This window comes from Parabacteroides vesiculifaciens (genome assembly GCF_049860805.1).
In the GTDB taxonomy this organism is placed as follows: Bacteria; Bacteroidota; Bacteroidia; order Bacteroidales; family Tannerellaceae; genus Parabacteroides.
Window position 1 is genome coordinate 4,096,380 of record NZ_CP187555.1, and the last position, 20,248, is coordinate 4,116,627.

14 protein-coding genes and 1 pseudogene are annotated in these 20,248 nt (G+C 45.4%); 9 read left to right on the plus strand and 6 right to left on the minus strand.

The genetic code is table 11. The features are described from left to right. Nucleotides 1-8: 8 nt before the first annotated feature. Genes ACPYIV_RS16360 through ACPYIV_RS16380 form a run of 5 tightly spaced genes read right to left on the minus strand, consistent with a single transcriptional unit; the run spans nucleotide 9 to nucleotide 5,704 of the window. The gene (locus tag ACPYIV_RS16360) at nucleotides 9-1,256 is read right to left on the minus strand and encodes an MFS transporter (protein ID WP_293738878.1); all 1,248 of its coding nucleotides are present in this window, start codon (nucleotides 1,254-1,256) and stop codon (nucleotides 9-11) included. After that, entirely contained in the window at nucleotides 1,256-2,452 is a 1,197-nt protein-coding gene (locus ACPYIV_RS16365; protein ID WP_425884063.1) for an AGE family epimerase/isomerase, read from the minus strand. Before ACPYIV_RS16365 ends, ACPYIV_RS16360 begins: the two co-directional genes overlap by 1 nt. Nucleotides 2,453-2,465: 13 nt before the next feature. Next, nucleotides 2,466-3,383, minus strand: coding sequence for a dihydrodipicolinate synthase family protein (locus tag ACPYIV_RS16370; protein WP_293732398.1), 918 nt, complete (start codon nucleotides 3,381-3,383; stop codon nucleotides 2,466-2,468). Nucleotides 3,384-3,408: 25 nt separating this feature from the next. Continuing rightward, nucleotides 3,409-4,455 (minus strand): PDDEXK nuclease domain-containing protein, encoded by a 1,047-nt coding sequence (locus ACPYIV_RS16375; protein ID WP_293732397.1) that lies wholly within the window; start codon nucleotides 4,453-4,455, stop codon nucleotides 3,409-3,411. Between the two features lie 34 nt (nucleotides 4,456-4,489). Further along, on the minus strand, nucleotides 4,490-5,704 hold the full coding sequence (locus ACPYIV_RS16380) for an ROK family transcriptional regulator (RefSeq protein ID WP_301703561.1): 1,215 nt from the start codon (nucleotides 5,702-5,704) through the stop codon (nucleotides 4,490-4,492). A 1,159-nt stretch (nucleotides 5,705-6,863) separates the two neighbouring features. Here ACPYIV_RS16380 and ACPYIV_RS16385 point away from each other — a divergent pair. From ACPYIV_RS16385 to ACPYIV_RS16415, 7 genes and pseudogenes are all read left to right on the plus strand, one after another. After that, entirely contained in the window at nucleotides 6,864-8,540 is a 1,677-nt protein-coding gene (locus ACPYIV_RS16385) for a tetratricopeptide repeat protein (protein WP_293732395.1), read from the plus strand. Between the two features lie 272 nt (nucleotides 8,541-8,812). After that, nucleotides 8,813-9,265, plus strand: a complete 453-nt coding sequence (locus ACPYIV_RS16390) for a hypothetical protein (RefSeq protein WP_293732394.1) — start codon at nucleotides 8,813-8,815, stop codon at nucleotides 9,263-9,265. 91 nt (nucleotides 9,266-9,356) lie between these two features. Continuing rightward, a complete protein-coding gene (locus ACPYIV_RS16395; RefSeq protein WP_425884067.1) occupies nucleotides 9,357-9,965 on the plus strand; it encodes a hypothetical protein in 609 nt (202 codons plus the stop codon). A 151-nt stretch (nucleotides 9,966-10,116) separates the two neighbouring features. Then, the gene (locus tag ACPYIV_RS16400) at nucleotides 10,117-10,452 is read left to right on the plus strand and encodes a hypothetical protein (protein WP_425884069.1); all 336 of its coding nucleotides are present in this window, start codon (nucleotides 10,117-10,119) and stop codon (nucleotides 10,450-10,452) included. Then, nucleotides 10,445-11,240: pseudogene (rhuM, locus tag ACPYIV_RS16405) on the plus strand (RhuM family protein); the annotation flags it as partial. The gene ACPYIV_RS16400 and the pseudogene rhuM, both read left to right, overlap by 8 nt. A 485-nt stretch (nucleotides 11,241-11,725) precedes the next feature. Next, nucleotides 11,726-12,751: a Holliday junction branch migration DNA helicase RuvB gene (gene ruvB, locus ACPYIV_RS16410; protein ID WP_293732392.1), complete on the plus strand. Its 1,026-nt coding sequence runs from the start codon at nucleotides 11,726-11,728 to the stop codon at nucleotides 12,749-12,751. Between the two features lie 5 nt (nucleotides 12,752-12,756). After that, entirely contained in the window at nucleotides 12,757-14,265 is a 1,509-nt protein-coding gene (locus ACPYIV_RS16415; RefSeq protein ID WP_293732391.1) for a lipopolysaccharide biosynthesis protein, read from the plus strand. 80 nt (nucleotides 14,266-14,345) lie between these two features. Here ACPYIV_RS16415 and ACPYIV_RS16420 read toward each other — a convergent pair whose 3' ends face one another. After that, complete coding sequence (locus tag ACPYIV_RS16420) at nucleotides 14,346-16,415, minus strand: sensor histidine kinase (protein WP_293732390.1); 2,070 nt, start codon at nucleotides 16,413-16,415, stop codon at nucleotides 14,346-14,348. Nucleotides 16,416-16,669: 254 nt separating this feature from the next. On the opposite strand from ACPYIV_RS16420, the gene ACPYIV_RS16425 reads away from it, so the two are divergent. Both ACPYIV_RS16425 and ACPYIV_RS16430 read left to right on the plus strand, forming a co-directional pair. Further along, complete coding sequence (locus ACPYIV_RS16425; RefSeq protein WP_293732389.1) at nucleotides 16,670-18,028, plus strand: TIGR00341 family protein; 1,359 nt, start codon at nucleotides 16,670-16,672, stop codon at nucleotides 18,026-18,028. Nucleotides 18,029-18,047: 19 nt separating this feature from the next. Continuing rightward, entirely contained in the window at nucleotides 18,048-20,180 is a 2,133-nt protein-coding gene (locus tag ACPYIV_RS16430; RefSeq protein ID WP_425884072.1) for a S46 family peptidase, read from the plus strand. The last annotated feature ends 68 nt before the right edge of the window (nucleotides 20,181-20,248 follow it).

A 20,248-nucleotide genomic window follows, 5' to 3' on the forward strand; every position in this document is an offset into this window, starting at 1 on the left:
AATAGGATTTACTTATCGGTCATGTTGACCGTTTTCGGGCGTAAGAAGATGACTTCCACCACTAAGGCGACGAATACCAAGCCGGCCATCATCGCGAAATCATGTCCTAAGTTACCGGCATCCGTCGATTCGCCCAACAGTTTGGTGATGATCGCTCCGGCAAAGACCCCGGTCATATTCATGATGCCGTAGGCGGTTGCCCGGTAGCGTGGCGATACGAACTGGCAGAGGATCGGCATATTGTTGGCATCAAAGATACCGAAACCGATACCGAAACAAAGCCCGCCGCCGACAATCATGGCGAAACTGTTGCCGAACCCTAACAGCAGCAGTGCCGGAATGGTCAGGGCAAGCCCGATGGAACCGGTGTAAATGCGTCCCCGTACATTCCGCTGAATCCATTTGTCGGACAAGATACCGCCTGCAATCACCCCGATAAAGGAAGAGATCGCGATCGTGAAGGTAGACAAGGGTCCGGCCTCCGACATATCGATCGACAAATTCTCCGAGAACAAAGTCGGCAACCAGTTCTTAGTCGCCCAGCCCGGCAAGCTCGAAGTGGCGAAATAGAGCAGGATGATCCAGAATGAAATATTGACGAACAGCATTCCCATTCCCTTTATCGCCGCTTTCACCGGACTCTCTTTCGGTCCGGGTTCCGAATCCAGTTTGGCGACCGTATGGTCTTTTTTCTCTTTCAGGAAAAGGATCAGGACGAGACTGTAAGCAATCCCGATTATCCCGAACCAGTGGAAAGTCGTTTCCCAGCTGTATGCCCCCGCGATGGTGGCCCCGAAACCACCCAATGCCTGTCCGGTGTAGAGCCCGGTCATGTGGATTCCGACGGCTAATGACCGCGTTTTCTCCTGGTGGTAATCGGTGATCAGCGAAAGTCCGGCAGGGATGTACAAGGCCTCGCTGACTCCCATAATGGCACGGAGAGTATAGATCTGGTCGAAATCGGTCGAATATCCCATCATCAGCGTTACGAACGACCAGACGAAGAGACTGCCCACGATCAGCCATTTCCGGTTGATCCGGTCGGCGATCATGCCGGCAACCGGGCTCATCAGGCCGTATATCCATAAGAACACCGCCATCAGGCGCCCGAAGTTCGTGGCAGATTCCAGTTCGGTAATATCGATCATCATGGCAGACTTCATGGTCGAAAGCATCTGTCTGTCCATGTAGTTTAACAAAGCCACACCCCAAAGCAGGGCGACAACGATCCAAGGATAGTATTTCTTGTTGTTTATCATAGCCCTGAAAGAATTTCCTCACATAAAAGATTACATTTCAAAAGCATCCGGGGAATGTGGAACGGACCTTTGTACATATTCCCTTTTGCCGGTTGCGAGAGTGTCCCGTCGTAGTGGAAATAGCCGAACCATTCGCCGTACTCTTTATCCGGGAAACGGGCATACGTGTATTCGTTTATCAGTTTGTGCATTTCCAAGTATTTGGGATCGCTTGTGGCTTCGTAAGCATAGAGCGTGGCGATAATAGCCTCGCATTGCGGCCACCAGAACTTCATGTCGTGCCAGTATTCCTGCTGCGGACGGTTCTTGCAGTCCCTGAAATAGCTGATTCCGCCGTGTGTTTTGTCCCAGCCCCATTCCCAGGACCAGTCTAAGATTGTGAGTCCCATCTGCTTCAGCTGCGGGTCCCAGTTCCGGTGCTTGGCCTCTTCGAGGATGAACCAGGCCGTCTCGATGGAATGGCCCGGATTGATGGTGCGGCCCGGAATCGAATCGATAAATTCGCCGTCCGGTCCGACCGTTTCCAGCACGGCTTTAAACTCCGGCTTCATGAAGTCACGATGCAGTTCGGCTATCGACTCGTCGATTTGGCGTGTCAGCACAGGATCGTCTATCGCCTCCCGGATGCGGGCGGCGGTGTCGATCAGGATCATGCAAAAGGAATGTCCTTTTGCAACGAATCCTTCTCTGAATTTGGGCTCTAATGCCCCCGGTGTGTTTTTGTAATAGAGGATTTGGTTGAACAGCTTGACCGCCTTTTCCGCATAGCTCTTGTCGCCCGAAGCGATCGAATACTGAGCCATGGCGATTGCGGCAAACGTTTCAGAAAATACATATCGGCGTTTCCGTACGGGAGTTCCTGTTTTAGTTACCTCGTAAAACATACGGCCGTCCGTATCGAAACAATATGTCTCGATAAAGTCGATTCCGTTCTTGCAGGCTTCCAGCCATTCGGCCCGTTTTTCAAGGTTGTTATAAGCATAAGCGAGGATAAAGGCGAACCGTCCCTGGAACCAGACCGATTTGTTCGTGTCTAACAGCGAACCGTCCCGGTCCAGACAGGTAAAGTAGCCTCCGTTCTCATGATCGATACCGTATTTCAGCCAGAAAGGCAGAATGTCGGTCAGTAAATCGTTTTTGTATTTTTCGCCCCAATATCCGAGGTATTCGGACGGTTTTGTAATGTCGTTCATGGCGTTTATGTTTTTAGAACTTGTTGCATCTGTCGAAAAAATGAATGGCTTCCAGTTCCGCTTTCATGGCGGTCTCTTCCGCATCCGTCATATTCTGGAACGGCGTCCGGTTTTTACCCAGGTCGAGCCCGATCAGTTTCATGATCCGTTTTCCGCCCACGATATTACCGCGGTAATGGCAGATTACGTTGATGACTTCCTGTGAGAAGTTCTGGCGTTCGCGGGCCGTTTCGAGGTCTCCGGCAGCCCAGGCTTCGAGTATTCCGGTCAGCTCTTTACCGTTGTAATTGGTTGTCCCGCCGATGCCGCCTTGTGCGCCGCCCATTGCCAGGCACGGAAGGATCGTCTCGTCCTGGCCGTGAAGCATATCGAATTTGCCGTCTTTGTACAAGCGGCACTGGTTATATTCGTAAAGGCTTTCATACGTGTATTTGATGCCGGCGAAGTTCGGGATGCGCCCGTCCACCGCTTTCAGCAGTTCGACCATCGGCAGGAAAGCGCCGTTGAAAGCCGGGATATGATAGTAATAGAAAGGAAGTTCCGGCGCGCCGCTTGCGATTTCTTCGCAATATTTCACTAATTCTTCTATCCGGTTCACTTTCGGGAAAGGAGAGGCCATCGCCCCGATTCCCCAGGCTCCGATCTCTGCGGCATGTGCAGCCAGCTTATGGCTCGATTTTACACACGTGCTACCCACATGTACAATGACTTTGAATCCGGCAGGAGCCACTTCTACCCATCTTTCAGCCAGTTTCATGCGTTCCTCGTCGGTCAGCATATAGCCTTCTCCCGAAGATCCGTTGATAAACACTCCCTTTAAACCGTTTTTGACCAGAAGCCCGGCATACGCTTCTATCGGTTCGTAATTTACTTCCCCGTTTTCGTAGAACGGTGTGAAAGGTGCATCAATTAAGCCTTTAATCTTTTCCATTGTGTTTTTTATTAGTTTGATTCTATTATATTTTTTTTAATTCGTTTTCGATTTCTTCTATCGAAGGCAGAGAGCTTTCAAAATCTTTTGGAAAAAGGTTAATTCCTTTAAATTCAGATATACCAAGTGGTTGGTTATATCCTTCAAGAGAATATTGAGCAAATACGTTATCCTTATTTTTACATATTAACAGACCAATGGTAGGATTATCGGTGTCACTTTTGAGAATGTGGTTAGTAAAAGAGACATAAGCACTGAGCTGTCCCAGGTAGGATGGCTCAAATTCGGTTATCTTAACTTCTATTACCACGTAACAATGCAAACGGGTATTGTAAAAAAGCAAATCCATAAATTGCTCTTTTGTGTTAACCTGTAAACGATATTCACGTCCCATGTATGCAAATCCCGAACCTAATTCGATCAAAAATTTTGTAATATTGCCTATAAGGGCGTCTTTCAATTCTTTCTCCTTGAAGTTTGTCGTTAGCTGTAAAAAGTCGAAATTATATGGATCTTTAAGCAATTCTTTAGCTAATTCGCTTGTTTGCTGTGGTAGTGTACAATTGAAATTTGTTACAGCTTTCCCTTGTCTTTCATATAAATCTGAATTGATGAAGTTAAGTAGCATAGCTCTACTCCAACCCAGTTCGATTGTTTTATATACGAAAAATAACGCTTTTTGCGGGATTTCTCTAAACTTATCAATCAATAGTTTTTGATGTCCCCAGGGAATTTCAAATATACACGATAATTGCGCCTCAACTTGGGGCGTAATTCCAGTCAAAGGTTTGTAAAGGAGGTAAAAATTCTTCATGTATAGAAGATTTCTTGGAGACAAACCTTTGATTTCCGGTAATGCGTTTTGTAAATCTGCACTAAGATTTTGTAGAAGTTTGTTACCCCATTTACTTTCAGCATGCATTTCTACAATGTCACGACCGAGTGACCAATAGAACTGTAATAGTTCATTGTTCACTTTAACAGCAGCTTTTATCTGACTTTGCCTATATCGTTTGCTGAGTGTTTGTATCCATTCTGCGTAATTATCATTTTCTCTTATGAGTTTATTCATTGTAGCTCTGATGGTTTATTTTTTTGTAATGTATTTAATAATGTATCATGCCAAGCAGCTTGCTTCTCGACAGGAGGCATGCCCCGAACGCGCCTGCCCTTTCTCCTAATTTGGATATTTTGATTTCCGTGTCCTGGTTGACTAAATTGAGCGAATATTTGCGGATGGCGCTCTTGATCGGCAGACTGATATATTCGCCTGCCAATGAGAGGGTTCCGCCCAATATGACTAATTCGGGGTTGAAGATGTTCATCAGCCCGGCGATGCCTTTTCCCAAGTTCACACCCATCTTTTCGAGGATGTCGATACAAAGCACATCCTCTTTCCGTACCGCTTCGAGCAGGTCGCCGAGCGAGATTTCTTCTCCGCTGTCTAATTTCCCGGCGAGTATGGTGTTGCTGCCTTCCCGGTAACGTTCTATCAGGATGCGGTGGAAAGCCGATCCGGAAGCCTCTGTTTCGAGGCAACCTTTTTTGCCGCAGTGGCACAGCACTTCGTTTTCGAACATACAGAAGTGCCCGAACTCCCCGGAAAAGCCGGATTTCCCGTAATATAAATTGCCGTCGATGATAATTCCCAATCCCAATCCCCATGCCATATTGACGAACAGGATGTTCTTTTCCCCCTGCACGGCTCCTTTCATATACTCGCCGTAGGTCATGGCCCGGCTGTCGTTCTCAATAAAGACCTTTGCCTGCAACCGTTCTTCGAGAATCTGTGCAAGCGGCCTTTCTTCGAAGTAGAAAATGCTGTAACTATAGCCCGATGCCGGATTCACGCGGCCGGTGATATTGACTCCGACCGCTAATATCTTATCCCGTTCCACCGGCAATGAAACGATGAAATCGTCGATAATCTTGCAAAACTGCTCCAACGAGGCCGGCGAATTTTCAAGCCGGTACGGGATGTTTTCTTCGAGCTGTACTTTGTCGCCTTTGAAATCGATCGCTGCGATATTCAGTTTGTCTTTAAGTATATCGACTCCTACGAAGTAGCCGGATGCCGGATTGAGGCCATAAATATTCGGTTTGCGTCCTCCGCTGGTTTCCTGTTTCCCGAAGTCTAAGATATAACCGTCGTCCTGAAGTTCTGCAACCAGCTTGGTGACGGTCGGAATGCTTAGGTCCATTTCACGGCCCAAGTCGGCAATGGTCGCATCGCCATTGGCAATATAATAGTGGATGATCTTCTTTTTTAGAAGTTCACTGCGGTTGTTATTATCGGAAGACAGTAAAAATTTTGTATTCATGGCCGTTAGAATGTTATAATAATAATATAGCCCTACAAAAGTATATAAAATTTTTTCAAATATGGGACTATGAAAGTAAAATTTAGGGTGAATGTGCCAAAATATGCGATTCCACTCTCTACGTTCTCCATCGCATAGAAAGTGAAGCTCACAACTGCCAAAAGTGAATACTCCTAAACGGTTTCAAAGTACAATAACCCCTCCTAAAAGCGTTATATTGGAATTTCTGCTAATAACCAGAGCTTTGTCGAATATCGAGTTTCTTAAAAAATATTACCCGCAAGGGTAATTTGAAATATATGGGGTATAAAATCAATTTTCATGCGCTATTGTTTCGATTCGGACCAGCAAGTATTTTAGTGAATCGTACAATAAGTAATAGGTGACACTAAGCTTCGTTTTGAAGATGATGTGAACCTATTAAATCATCATCTAAAAGGTTCACATTTCTTCCATTGGCATATTGGCCAAAATCAGACCAGATAAAATGCGTGCCTGAATATGATCCCGATAATCAAATTGTCAAAATTATCAAAATGCCAGATTTGCTATCCTGAGATTGCCCTATTTACAACCTTTTGTCCAAATGATAGTAAATAGGGCAAGGAGACAGGGCTTTGCGATTGTCATTTTGTTTGCATGATCGTTGGAAAGTTGTTTTTTGTCGCCGGAAAACCGGAATGATGCGGAAGAGGAAATAGAAGTGTCGGGAAAAAAGGGAGATTCCTATTAAAACGTCAATCCCAAAAGGTCTTCCTGACAGAGGCTGTGAGGTGTTAAAATAGCTTTTAAAGACCTTTTGGTAGTCTTATACGCCCTCTTTTTTCTTTTGTTCTTCTTCGTCCGGCAAAATCATCTAAATGATTTCCAAGATTCATTTGGATAGTTTGTCTGAATTATCTAAATGATTTCCCCAAAGTATTCAGATCATTTAAAAAATCATTTAGATGATTTTGGAAAAGGACTCCAAAAACAAGTCTCCATTAAACTAACACACCTGAAAACAGAAATGTTGATGTCGGTAGAAATCTCAAAAACGAATTGAATTGACAGCTAAAAGCCTGTTTTTACGATAAACTGAGTAGTCGAAGGTGTTGTCCTGATTATAAAAATGCGTACCTTTCCCGCCTGAAAGCAATCGATCTAACAATATATCCGTATGAAAAACATATTCTTGCTTATCTTATTACCTGTCTGTCTCTTCTTCTCATGCGGAGGGAACCGGACTGCGTCGGAAATGATGGATCGGGCAGAAATACTTTTGGAAACAAATCCGGATAGTGCTTATACATTATTAAATAATATAGAAACCCCTGATAAATTGAACGAAAGGCAGTTTGCACGTTGGTGTATGCTGTATTGCCGGACGGCGGACAAATTGTTCGAAGATATGTTGTACACCGAACAACTCGACCGGGCTTTGTCTTGGTACAAAAATCATGGGACTGCGGAACAGCAGGCTTGGATGGGACTTTACTTAGGGCGTTCGTATGTGAAAGACAAACTCTTTATTCCGGCGACGAAAGCTTATTCGGATGCGTTGTCGTTGGCAAAAGAGAAACATTTATATAATGTAGCAGGGTATATTTGTAGCTATATGGCGGATCTTTACCAATATACGGGTCAGAGAAGTGAGGAGCGGAGGAAAGTCGAAGATGCAATCGGCTTTTTCAAACAGGCTGGTAATGAACGAAGTTATGCCTTTGCCTTGCGAGATGTGGCAAAGACATGGGCATTTGACGATTCCTTGTCGTTGGCGCTTCACTATATGCTAATGGCAGATTCAGTTATTACGAACCTCCGGGATTCGGCTGAAATTGGTGAAATAGCTAATGGTTTGGGGAATATTTATGATTTGATGGGGGATGTGGAGAAATCAAAAGCTTGTTTCTTCAAGTGTTTAAATTTGAATACGATGGATCAAGCTCCGACTTACCTGGCTTTGAGTGATCTCTATTATAATGAAAGCCACCTTGATTCTGCCCGTTATTATCTTGAGAAAGCTTCAACTCCGACATCGAATTCTTATACATTGATAGATTGTTTTTATTTAGGTTATCTTATAGAGAAAGAGGCTGGCGATACGGAAAGGGCACTTTGTCTTTTGGAGCAATACCAAGAAAAGAAGGATTCTTTGTACAATGAACAAATGCAGGTTGATATCGTTGATGCGGAGAAGCGGCATGATGTTGTCACTGTTGTTCAAGAGAATAGAGAATTGGTAGTTGAGAAACGATTTTTGTTAGCTTTTGCTATTATCATTTGTCTTTTGTTAGTTGTAGGCTATCAGATGAGAGATAAGAAAAGGCTTCTTGAGATAAATCAACGACAAAAGTTTTTAGAAGAAGAGAAAAGACGTCATAAGAAACTGAAAACTGAACTCGAAGACCGTCTTCAAGAGCTTACGGCAGAGATGGAAAGGAAAGCTGCAACACATGAGGATACAAGTGAATACAAGAAAGAGATCATTGCCTTGAGATTTGAAAAATTGAAACAGTCTTCTTTGTTTAAAGCAATAAAGGAGCAATGTCGGAAAGTAGAACCAAATATTGAACAAAAATTAAGCGAAGAAGATTGGAAAGACCTTATCCGGCTGATTAATTCTCTTTTTCCGAATACTTCTGCTTTTATGAAAGAAAATACGTTGGGACTGACAAAAACAGAAACCAAAGTCTGTTATCTCAGTTTTTTTAATCTGCGTTTAAGTGAAGAGGCCATTCTTTTAGGAGTCAGTTCAGACTCGGCTAATAAATTCCGGAGTCGTACCCGGCAGAAACTATGCCCAGACCAAAAGGGGGGTGATATAAACGAGTTCATCCTTCAAAAAGGATGGTAAAAGCCCGAATTTTGCATTAAAATATGGACAATTCTTATTGTATGGATTTGTAAGGTATTGATTAATAGTCTCTAAAAAGTGAATAAGTAGGTTTTTAGTTGTTCATATAAATTAATTGTGTAAGATATATATCGTTTATTATCAGATGATTCTAATTTCTATAGGATGGTTTTGTCCATATCGGAATAGATATTGTCCATATCCCGATTTGTCACATCTTATGGCTTCCTCTATGTTTGCACTCGATAATTTTAAAGTGAAAACAAAATTTAATGGGAAAAATAATTATTTCGCTACTTTTACTAATCTCTTCTTTGTCCATAAAAGGGATTGAATTACAGCCTTATTCCGGAATTATATATTCGCATAAATGGGGTTTGCAGACTGGTGCGGACATCAGTTTTCCTCTGAAAAATAATTTTTATTTTCAAACGGGTCTGATGCTTTATTCAAATCCGGAACCAACATATTCTTATGACGATTGGAGGATTGGCGTCAATTTGCCTATTTATATGCAATATCGGTTGCCAATAAATAACAAGTTGAGAATAAATATCAATGTCGGGCCTTATTTGGGAATTGCATCTGTCGGGCAAATAGGTGTTGCATGTAAAATGGGTATTGATATTTCAAGGGTTAATTTAGGTCTCAGCTATTATCAGAATTGTGTGACAGATAAATTTGCGGTATTAGGATTGTCTGTAGGATATAAATTTGTGCTCTGACATATATTGAAAAAGTATTCTCGCTGAATAGGGGTTTTTCTCATTTTTCCAGTCATATCAACGAAGTCAAACCAATAAAAAGAGAGTTGATATGAAAAAGAGAGTGATGTTTTTATTGTTGAGTTTAGTGTGTTTATCTGTTTCCGCACAAATTGGAAAAGTGAGAAGTGGGGTAATAGGTGGTGTTTCGATGGATTGGTATAAGGATGAGGCGATGTCTAAAGGCAACGTTGGGTTTAATATACCGGATATGAAACCTTCTTTTCATGTGGGATATCAGTTTCAATTCGAATTGAAACACCGTTTATCGGTGGACGCAGCCTTATTATATGGGCAGAAGCGGGGAGAAATTGCTTCGGTTGGCTATGAAGTAGCACCGGTTAAAGGCTACAAAAGTAAGTTCGCAAGAAACTACATTGCTTTGAACGGTGTTCTGAATTATAACCTGATAGGAGGACTGAAGGTCGGAACGGGTGTTGAGCCTACTCTCCATTTTAAGGATCATATTATGATTGGGAACACTATCAAATCAGCCTTTGACGTCCCGGTCGTTGTCAAAGCCGCTTATACTTTCAAATACTTCGATCTGGCCCTGACATACAAACATGGCACTTGCAATGTAATGAAAGGAGTCCCTTATATGAAATCGGGACGGACACGTGATCTGCAAGTTTCTATCTTTGTCCCGATATTCCGGTGATTCCTTCAATAAAAGATGGATTATATTCAATACACTGAAAGGCAGAAGAGATATGTGCAAAAGATATTGAATTGGAGCCCAGAATAGGGGTTTCGACATCGCCTTATAATGGTTGGGGGCTTAATTTGTCGGGAATGGTCTCTATCTTCATGTGATAGATTCTGGAAATGGGAATCGTCCAGTTTCTGGAACAAAGATTCAGTCATTTGCTAAAGGGGGTATCCTGGGAAAAGATAGTATGATTAATTTTGATGGTTTTCTCTCTAATAAGGATTTGACAAATTGGCCTATAAAATTTACTTATAACGAATCTTCAACCCAAGTCCTGGATCAATATTTGTTAGGAGAAGGTTATATGGGTGCAATGAAATTTGTAGGCGATAGCTCTTCCGTAAGTATGATTGTCCCATTTTCAGTGGGAAGTTCATATCAACAATCCGTTTTGATGCCAATTTACTTTGAGAGAGTTGATTTTACTTTTGGCTGAATTGTTTGAAAGAGACGCAAAAACAATAAGAAAGCACATCAACAATGTGTTTTCAGAGGAAGAATTGCTTAAAAAAAGGAACACGCATTTTTTGCGTGTTCCTTTTTCTGACAAACCGGTTCCATTCTATTCTCTTGATGTCATCATCTCAGTTGGCTATCGTGTGAAAAGCAAACGTGGCACTCAATTCCGTATTTGGGCAAACCGCATCTTAAAGGAATACCTTGTAAAAGGGTATGGCGTAAACAATCGTATAGCAACCCAAAAGTACGAGGAACTGTGCCAATTAGTACAGGTGCTATGCACTCGACACGCTCGACCGCTACGACTACCAACAGTTGCAAGTGGAGCAAACCACACAAGAAGAAAAGTTTCATGTCACTTACGACAATGCCATGAAAGCGATCAACCAACTGAAAGAGAAATTTGGTGAAAGCCGGTGGTTCGGTAACGAAAAGGACGATTCATTCAAAAGTTCCATCGGTCAGATTTATCAGACTTTTGGCGGAACAGACCTTTATCCTTCCGTAGAAGAAAAAGCGGCAATGCTGCTCTATCTCGTTACAAAGAACCATTCGTTCAGTGATGGTAACAAACGTATTGCCGCCACTCTGTTCCTTTGGTTCATGCAGAACAATGGTATCTTGTATAATGCCTCAGGTCGCAAACGTATCAGTGATGGTACACTCGTTGCTCTTACTCTTATGATAGCGGAAAGTAGGACGGAAGAGAAAGATGTGATGGTAAAAGTTGTTGTAAATCTTATTAATAAAAACAATAACGAATAGGGCAGTATAACAAAAACTAAATAAATATATGGCAAAGAAAAACATTCAATCAATAGAACCTAATATTGCTGATTTAGCTAATAATTGGCTGAAATCATACAAACAATGATTTGTTTGTAGAACACTCTTGGTACTTCCTCAATGCGTTGGTTCGTGCCAATTATCGCAATGTGCGAAAGAGTATTGAACCTGATATGAATTTTTTGATCCTGTTTTTCAGAAACTTAATGATGGGTGAACAGAATGAGTTAAAGAATTGATTTATGGTCGTTAATCCTCCGGTAGATTGGATTGAGGAACAAAACCCGACAAGTACCCGACAAACTCCTTTAGTTGTAATGCTCTACCCGAATAACCCCAAGCATCCAGGGCAAACGTATCGGCTGACAGTGAAAGGATTAGGCATTTACAATTTGCGATAAAAACAACCACAAGTTTAGAACCGGATAATTCTTATTATCTTTGCCTGTCAAAGTAATAAGAATATGGAAGATGAATTTGATATAAGGGATGCACGGGTTCCGGAGAGCGAGCGGGAGTATGAGAATGCGCTTCGTCCGCTTTCGTTTCATGACTTCAGCGGGCAGGCCAAGGTGGTCGAGAACCTGAAGATTTTCGTGATGGCGGCCCGGATGCGTAAGGAGGCGCTCGACCATGTGCTGCTGCACGGGCCTCCCGGATTGGGAAAGACTACATTATCCAATATTATAGCGAATGAATTGGGAGTCGGTTTTAAGGTGACTTCCGGACCGGTACTGGATAAGCCGGGCGATCTGGCGGGGGTATTGACTTCGCTGGAGAAGAATGATGTCCTTTTTATCGACGAGATCCATCGGTTGAGCCCGATTGTGGAGGAATACTTGTATTCGGCGATGGAAGATTACCGGATAGATATCATGATCGATAAAGGACCGAGTGCCCGTTCCATCCAGATCGATCTGGCTCCGTTTACGCTGGTGGGGGCGACGACTCGTAGCGGTTTGCTGACAAGTCCGCTCAGGGCGCGTTTCGGGATCAATATGCACCTCGAATATTACGAGATGGAGACGCTGACGAAGATCGTGCTTCGTAGTGCCGATATCCTGAATGTGAAGTGCGAGCTGAACGCGGCACGCGAGATCGCCTCCCGTAGCCGCGGTACGCCTCGTATTGCGAACGCATTGTTGCGCCGCGTGCGTGATTTTGCACAGGTGAAAGGTTCCGGCGAGATCGATAAGGCGATTGCTTGTTATGCGTTGGAGGCACTGAACATCGACCGTTATGGCCTGGATCAGATCGACAATAAGTTGCTGACGACTATCATCGACAAGTTTAACGGCGGACCGGTAGGATTGACGACTATCGCGACTGCGCTGGGAGAAGATCCCGGAACGCTGGAAGAAGTTTATGAGCCTTTCCTTATCAAAGAAGGCTTTATCAAACGTACGCCCCGCGGCCGTGAGGTGACGGAACTGGCTTATACCCATCTGGGGCGTAACAGGGGGAGCGAACAAGGTTTTTTATTTGACTAAAAAGTATGGCAGGAGGAATGAAGCGGCTCGCAGGAGAGACCGCAATTTATGGCGTCAGCAGCATTGTCGGGAAGTTCCTGAACTGGATGCTGGTGCCGATGTATACGCGTGTGCTGGCTACAGAGAGCGATTTCGGGATTGTGACGAATCTGTATGCCTGGACAGCCTTGTTGATGGTGATATTGACGTATGGGATGGAGACCGGCTTCTTCCGGTTTATGAACAAGAAGGAGATCAAGCTTCCGATGCGGGTATATGCGACGACATTGTTCAGCCTGGCGTTCACTTCCGTTCTGTTTATGGTGTTTGTGTTCAGTGCGTTGACGCCGGTCAGCAATTTCTTAGGATATGGTGCGCACCCAGAATATATCGGGATGATGGCGGGGATCGTGGCGGTGGATGCTTTTTGCTGCATTCCGTTTGCTTTTCTCAGGTATCAGGGGAAGGCGGTTCGCTTTGCGGTGATCAAGCTGCTGAATATATTCCTGAATATCATATTGGTGATATTCTTCCTGATCGCCTGCCCGTGGCTGTATGAGCATGCGCCGGGATTGATCAGCTGGTTTTATGTACCCGGCTATCAGGTGGAGTATATTTTTGTCAGCAATGTGGTTACTTCGGTGGTGACGTTCTTGCTTTTGGTGCCGGATATGGTACCCGGGTTGCGTGAGAAAGCCAGTTTTGTGTTGTTGAAACAGATGTTGAAATACTCGTTTCCGATCCTGATCTTAGGGATTGCCGGGATTTTCAACCAGACGGCGGATAAGATTCTGTTTCCTTTCCTGTTCGAAGATAAGGACTATGCGGCTACCCAGTTGGGTATTTATGGAGCCTGTTTCAAGGTGGCGGTGGTGATGGTGATGTTTATCCAGGCGTTCCGGTATGCTTACGAGCCTTTTATCTTTGCCAAGAATAAGGATGACGATAATACGAAGGCTTATTCGGAGGCAATGAAGTATTTCATTATCTTTTCGTTGATTATCTTCCTGGGCGTGATGTATTATCTGGATATTTTGAAATATTTTGTGGACGCCAAGTATTATCCCGGATTGCGTGTCGTGCCGATCGTGATGCTGGGGGAATTGTTCTTCGGAATCTATTTTAACCTGTCGTTCTGGTATAAGCTGATCGACCAGACGCAGTGGGGGGCCTACTTCTCGACGATCGGTTGCGTGGTGACAGTGCTGATGATCGTGTTGCTGGCTCCTGTTTATGGGTATATGGCTTGTGCGTGGGCCTCTTTTGCCAGCAACCTGTTGATGATGGTTCTCTCTTATGTGATCGGGCAGAAGAAGTTCCCGATCCGGTACGATATAAAGTCGGCGGTGCTTTACGGCATATTGGCGGTCGCTTTCTATTTGGCGGGTATGTTGCCCCGGATCGATTCGGAAATACTTCGCCTGGGTTACCGTACGGTTTTGCTCCTGGTCTTCCTGGCAATCGTCATAAAGCGGGATCTCCCGTTAAGCGAGCTGCCTTATATCGGGAAGCGGTTTGCATCTAAGAAGATTTGAGCGATCGATTTATATCGATACTCCCGTCGATATAAATCGATAGCTCAAATCCGGCAAGAACCGGAATAAAAATCTTTTTGTTATTTGTAGGGATTTACCGGCAACCGCAGCACGAACCGGGCTCCTCCGGTGTAGCCGGTGTCTAATTTGAGGGAACCGTTGAGACGCTGGGTGATGAGGCGGCAAAGGTAGAGGCCGAGACCCGAACCGGGGATGAAGTCGTCGTTTTTGGTGAAACGTTCGAAAATCCATTCGCTCTTATCAGCCGGGATTCCGCATCCCGTGTCGGTGATGCTGATACACATGGTCTTTCCGTCGTCTTCGGACTGGTAAGAAAGCGTGATGCTCCCCCGATCCGTGAACTTGTTCGCGTTGTTCAGCAGATGGGCGATGATAATGCTGAAATGATTCGAGTCCGAATAGATCAGGTCATTGTTCTTGTCGCCTTCGACCAGGTAATGGATATCCGGCTTCTGCTGTGACTTTTTCAACTGGTTCATCTCGTGGTTGCAAAGCAGGTCGATGTGGACCGGTTCCAACGGAAGGACTTCGTTGCTGCTATCCAACTGGGCGATAACCAATACATCGTTCATCATCGAAGTGATATTATTGCAGTTCGTATAGATGATCTTGCTGAATTCCTTTTTTTCCTCCGGGCTTATGCCGTCGCCGGTGATCAGTTCGGCAAAGCCGTTGATCGCATTTAGCGGCGTGCGTACTTCGTGGCACATATTCTTGATAAAGGCGTTCTTCATCCGTTCGCTTTCCTGCGCCTTTTCACTGGCGATGACTACCAGCCGGTTTGATTCCTGCAGCTCCTTGTACAGCGATTTGATCTTTCCTAAGCGGAAGAAGATGAAGATTCCGAAACAGATTGAAAGGATGAGCAACGCAAGGAATAGATATAACTGACTTCGGCTTTTTTGCAGGTCTACTTCCAACGCCTTTTTCTCAACCACCAGCTCGTCTACATGTTTTTTGATCTCCAGGTCTTCGACTTTGTTTTCCATGCTTCGCGTGCGTGCGGAATCCAAGAGCACGGTATATTCCTTGTAGGCTTCGTAGGCATCTTTGTATCTGTGCAGACTGTCGAGACAGTCGATTTTGTCTTTTAGCGTCAGGACGATGTTTTCGGTCAGGTCGAACTGGAAATCGCCGTGGCGGAAATAATAGATGACCGAATCGTTGTAATCTGCTGCTTTCTGGAAGTCCCGTATCGACTTATAATAGTTGAGCGAAGTGAAATAACGGTCATATTCGGCCGAGAATGCGGCATCTTCGGGATATTTCTTGTTCAAGCTGATGAAGTAGTTGAAATAGTAGGTTGACATGTCTCTTCCGACCGTTTCTGTTGCGGTTGCCAAAGTGGAGTAGGCGTTCAGCAGATGTCGTTTGCTTGTGTACGGGCGCTTCTTCATCTCTTTTGTGTCTGCATATTCTTTTTGCATGTTCAGGTAGCGGAGGGAGGCTTTCACCCGATCTTCGGGAGTCGCTTCCATAAGGCTCAGTATGTTGAGCGTATTCAGGCGGAACAGATACGAATAGCGGAGCGGAATATTGTCCGACAGCTTGATCAGGTTGTTCATGTAGTAACATACCTCTTTATAGATAGCATCCTGGTTTTTCGGATCGACCCGGTTGCTGTTTGCCATACCGAGAAGATAATAGTTCGATATTTTGTCGAGAACCGGCATATCTTTTTCCGTTTCGAGGCGGAGTTTGTATTTTTCAATCAGTTTCATCCGGTCTTCGCCTTTGGTGTAATAGACAACACGGACATCCATGATCGTTTTCATATATGTGACGAGGAAATCGCGTGCTTTCCCTTTCAGTTCCCTTTCGGCTTCGGCGATATATACCTTTGCGCTGTCCTTGGCATCGGTATTCACATAAAAGCGTAAGATTTCGGTCAGGGCCGCTTCCTTATAATAGTCTTCGTCTTCTTCAAGGGCGAGCCTATAGAGTTGTTTGGCATATTCCACCTGCTCTTCTTGTCGGGAAATATCCATCAGATTAGTTATGATTTCCAGTTTTTGTAAAGGAGATGAGGCAGATGACAAGGCCACCGACAGCGAATCCTTCACTGCTGTATTCGCCTCCATAGAGAGGGAAAAAGCGAGGAAGTATATCAAGAGAATGTAGTGTTTCATCTTGTTTACCGGGATTAATTGAGAGTGTTCGTTGTTGTTTCTGTATTGTACATTTGCAAAGTTAAGTGAAAATCAATAATTATCAAGATATATGCCTCGCTTATTTTATGTTCACAGCTCTTATTTTTTATTTCGAGATACTATTTCTATCTTTGTGCGGTTTAGGCGATGTGTTAAAACGGTAGTGAGAGAGTGTTGGCCATTGTAAAGATCGTTTAACGGGATGTCCGGATACAAACATTGATTTTAATAGGATGGAAAAAGGATTGTTGCACAAGCAGATTAGGGACTTCTTTGTCCGTAATTTCGATGTCCGCCAGGAAAAGGAAGATGAACTCGAAACGATCGAGTCTATCAAGAAAGGCATAGAGTTTAAGGGGACGAACCTCTGGGTTCTGATCTTTGCAACCTTCGTAGCTTCGCTGGGTTTGAATACGAACTCGACGGCGGTGATTATCGGTGCGATGTTGATCTCCCCGCTGATGGGTCCCATCATGGGGTTCGGCCTGGGATTGGGGATCTCCGATTTCGATCTGATCAAACGCTCCTTCCGCAATTTCGCAACGGCGACGGTATTCAGTGTCATCACTTCGACGCTTTTTTTCCTGATCTCTCCGATCAGCGAGGCGCAGAGCGAGTTGCTGGCCCGTACGCAGCCAACCGTCTATGACGTGCTGATCGCTTTCTTCGGCGGTCTGGCCGGGATTGTGGCCAGTTCGACCAAGAGCAAGGGGAATGTGATTCCCGGCGTGGCGATCGCTACGGCTTTGATGCCGCCGCTTTGTACGGCCGGATTCGGGCTGGCGAGCGGCAACCTGTATTATTTCTTCGGCGCTTTCTACCTCTATTTTATCAATACGGTGTTTATCAGCCTGGCTACCTATGTGGTGGTCCGCCTGCTCAAATATCCGAAGAAAGTCTTCCTGGACAAACAGCGCGAGAAGATCGTGACGCGTTATGTCGGGGTGATCGTCTTTTTTACCATCGTGCCGAGCCTTTTCCTGAGCTACAACCTGATCCGGGCCAGTTATTTCAACGACCGGGTACGGACGTTCGTTGCGGATGAGCTGAGTTTCCCGAACACGCAGATATTGAGTAAGACGGTGACCGACACCAGCGACAAGAAAGAGGTGAAAGTAGTCCTGATCGGCGAGACCGTGCCGGAAACGATGATTACGAACGCCCGTGCCAAGATGCCGAAATACGGTCTGAAGAACGTGGGGCTTATCGTGCAGCAGGGTTTCGGGAAGGAAGCCACCGATATCAACGAGTTGAAAAGCCTGCTGATGCAAGACCTATATAAGAATAGCGAAGAGGTCCTTCGGGCGCAGTCCGTCCAGATCGATTCGCTGAAACGCGACCTGAACAAATATCACAGTTATAATCATCTTACGTCCGAGTTGATGCCGGAAATGAAAGTTCTTTTCCCTTATATCAAGGAAGTCTCCTGTTCGCATACCTATCTGATGGATATGGATAGCATTAAACCCGATACCGTCCTGTTAGTCTACCTGAAAAGCAAAGAAAAGATACGCGAGCCGGAACAGGAAAAGATTAAGAAATGGCTGGCTGCGCGTGTAGAACAAAAGAAAATCAAATTAATTATTGAATAACGAACAAAGAATGAATTTTATGAAGAAGTTGTGGGCAGTGTTACTGCTTCTCGTTGCTTCAGGCCAAGTGTTTGCCGATGAGGGCATGTGGGTGCTGAAAGAGTTGAATAAACAAAACTTAGAGAGGATGAAGGAGTTGGGATTTACTCCGTCTTACGAACAGTTGTACAGTGAAACTGACCCGTGTGTAGCCAATGCCGTGGTGATCTTCGGAGGAGGATGTAGCGGTATCACCGTCTCTAATGAAGGGTTGGTCTTCACCAACCACCATTGTGGTTTCGGTTCGATCCAGCAGTTGAGCAGTGTGGAACACGATTACCTGAAAGACGGTTTCGTTTCGCAGAGTAAGGAAGAAGAGTTGCCGGTTCCGGGCCTGACAGTACGCTACTTGCGTGAGACGGTGGACGTGAGCGACCGTATCAATTCACAGATAGCTTCGATTAAGGAAGAGCACCTGCGTCTGGCCGCTGCCGACTCGATCGGGCAGGCAATGGCCGATTCCGTAGGGAATACGGAATTCCTGGCTGCCGACGTTGTGCCGTTCTACAATAATAACAAGTATTTTTTGATCGTTTACGATGTCTTCAACGATGTCCGCATGGTGTTCGCCCCGCCCAGCTCGGTCGGTAAGTTCGGCGGCGATACGGACAACTGGATGTGGCCGCGCCATACGGGCGACTTCTCCGTGTTCCGCGTATATGCCGGCGCTGACAACAAACCGGCTGCCTACAGCAAGGATAACAAGCCGTACCAGCCTAAATACGTGGCCGAAGTGTCGTTGCAAGGTTATGAGGACAAGGATTACGCGATGACGATCGGTTTCCCCGGCAGCACGGACCGTTACCTCTGCTCATGGGGTGTGCAGCAGCGTATCGAGGATAGCAACAAACCACGTATCGAAGTGCGTGGCATCAAGCAGGCGATCTGGAAAGACGCGATGTTGAAGAGCGACGAGGTGCGTATCAAATATGCCTCCAAATATGCCGGCAGCTCCAACTATTGGAAGAACTCGATCGGTATGAACAAGGGGCTTGCCAACCTGAAAGTGATCGAACGCAAACGCGAAGAGGAAGCCGCTTTTGCCGCCTGGGTGGCACAGGATGCGAAGCGTAAAGAGGTGTACGGCGACGTCCTGAACCTGTTGGAAAAAGGATATACTTCTTCCGGCGAATATAAAAAGATCTCCACTTACTTAGGCGAAGCGTTCCTGAGCGGCGCCGAGATCGTGAAGCTGGCCCGCATGATCCAGAGCGTGGACGTGAAGGGCTCTACCCCGGAAGAGATCGATATTTTCCTCGAAGACAATATCAAACCTTTCTTCAAGGATTATGACGCAAGCCTCGACCAGAAGGTGCTGGCTGCCATGATGAAGATCGTAAAGGAACGGGTTCCGGCAGAGAATCTCCCGGATATTTACAAGAAGGTGGACAAAAAGTATAAAGGCGATTATGCGAAGTATGCCGCCGATGTATTCAAGAAGACCTCTATCCTGTCTTACGACAATATCGCCTCCATGCTGAAGGACCAGAAGAAATATGCGAAACTGAAGAAGGACCCGGCAGCTGAACTGAGCCTGTCCGTCCTGATCTCCCTCTTCGAATTGCAGCAGCTTACGGGTGATTCTTATTACGATATCGCTAAGGGCGAACGCCTCTATTTCGCAGGCTTGAAAGAGATGTACCCGGAAAAGGCGCTTTCTTCGGACGCCAACTTTACGATGCGTGTGAGCTACGGCTCTATCGGCGGCTATCGTCCGTACGATGCTGCCTGGTATGATTATTATACGACCCAAAAGGGCATCTTTGAAAAGGAAAATCCGGAAAGCGACGAGTTCTGGGTTCAGCCTGAAATCCTCGACCTGATCCGCAGCAAGGACTTCGGCCAATATGCCAACAAGGACGGAGAGTTGCAGCTTTGTTTCCTTTCCAACAACGATATAACAGGCGGTAACTCCGGCAGCCCGGTATTCGACAAGAACGCCCGCCTGATCGGCCTCGCTTTCGATGGCAACTGGGAAGCGATGAGCGGCGACATCGCCTTCGAACCGGACTTGCAGCGCACGATCAGCGTCGACATACGCTATGTGCTGTATATGATCGACAAGTGGGGAAAATGCCCGCGGCTCATCGAAGAGTTGAAATTGGTGAAATAGGGAGGAAACGGATTCCTGTGACTGTAAATAGTAAATGCCGCCTCCGGCCTTCGACCGAAAAACTCGAA

What these genes read in the sequence shown, in the direction of transcription:
- ACPYIV_RS16365 (WP_425884063.1), bottom strand. Translation starts at nt 2,452, where the DNA reads ATGAACGACATTACAAAACCGTCCGAATACCTCGGATATTGGGGCGAA.
- ACPYIV_RS16390 (WP_293732394.1), top strand. Translation starts at nt 8,813, where the DNA reads ATGGGAAAAATAATTATTTCGCTACTTTTACTAATCTCTTCTTTGTCC.
- ACPYIV_RS16385 (WP_293732395.1), top strand. Translation starts at nt 6,864, where the DNA reads ATGAAAAACATATTCTTGCTTATCTTATTACCTGTCTGTCTCTTCTTC.
- ACPYIV_RS16415 (WP_293732391.1), top strand. Translation starts at nt 12,757, where the DNA reads ATGGCAGGAGGAATGAAGCGGCTCGCAGGAGAGACCGCAATTTATGGC.
- ACPYIV_RS16420 (WP_293732390.1), bottom strand. Translation starts at nt 16,415, where the DNA reads ATGAAACACTACATTCTCTTGATATACTTCCTCGCTTTTTCCCTCTCT.
- ACPYIV_RS16395 (WP_425884067.1), top strand. Translation starts at nt 9,357, where the DNA reads ATGAAAAAGAGAGTGATGTTTTTATTGTTGAGTTTAGTGTGTTTATCT.
- ACPYIV_RS16380 (WP_301703561.1), bottom strand. Translation starts at nt 5,704, where the DNA reads ATGAATACAAAATTTTTACTGTCTTCCGATAATAACAACCGCAGTGAA.
- ACPYIV_RS16375 (WP_293732397.1), bottom strand. Translation starts at nt 4,455, where the DNA reads ATGAATAAACTCATAAGAGAAAATGATAATTACGCAGAATGGATACAA.
- ruvB (WP_293732392.1), top strand. Translation starts at nt 11,726, where the DNA reads ATGGAAGATGAATTTGATATAAGGGATGCACGGGTTCCGGAGAGCGAG.
- ACPYIV_RS16425 (WP_293732389.1), top strand. Translation starts at nt 16,670, where the DNA reads ATGGAAAAAGGATTGTTGCACAAGCAGATTAGGGACTTCTTTGTCCGT.
- ACPYIV_RS16370 (WP_293732398.1), bottom strand. Translation starts at nt 3,383, where the DNA reads ATGGAAAAGATTAAAGGCTTAATTGATGCACCTTTCACACCGTTCTAC.
- ACPYIV_RS16430 (WP_425884072.1), top strand. Translation starts at nt 18,048, where the DNA reads ATGAAGAAGTTGTGGGCAGTGTTACTGCTTCTCGTTGCTTCAGGCCAA.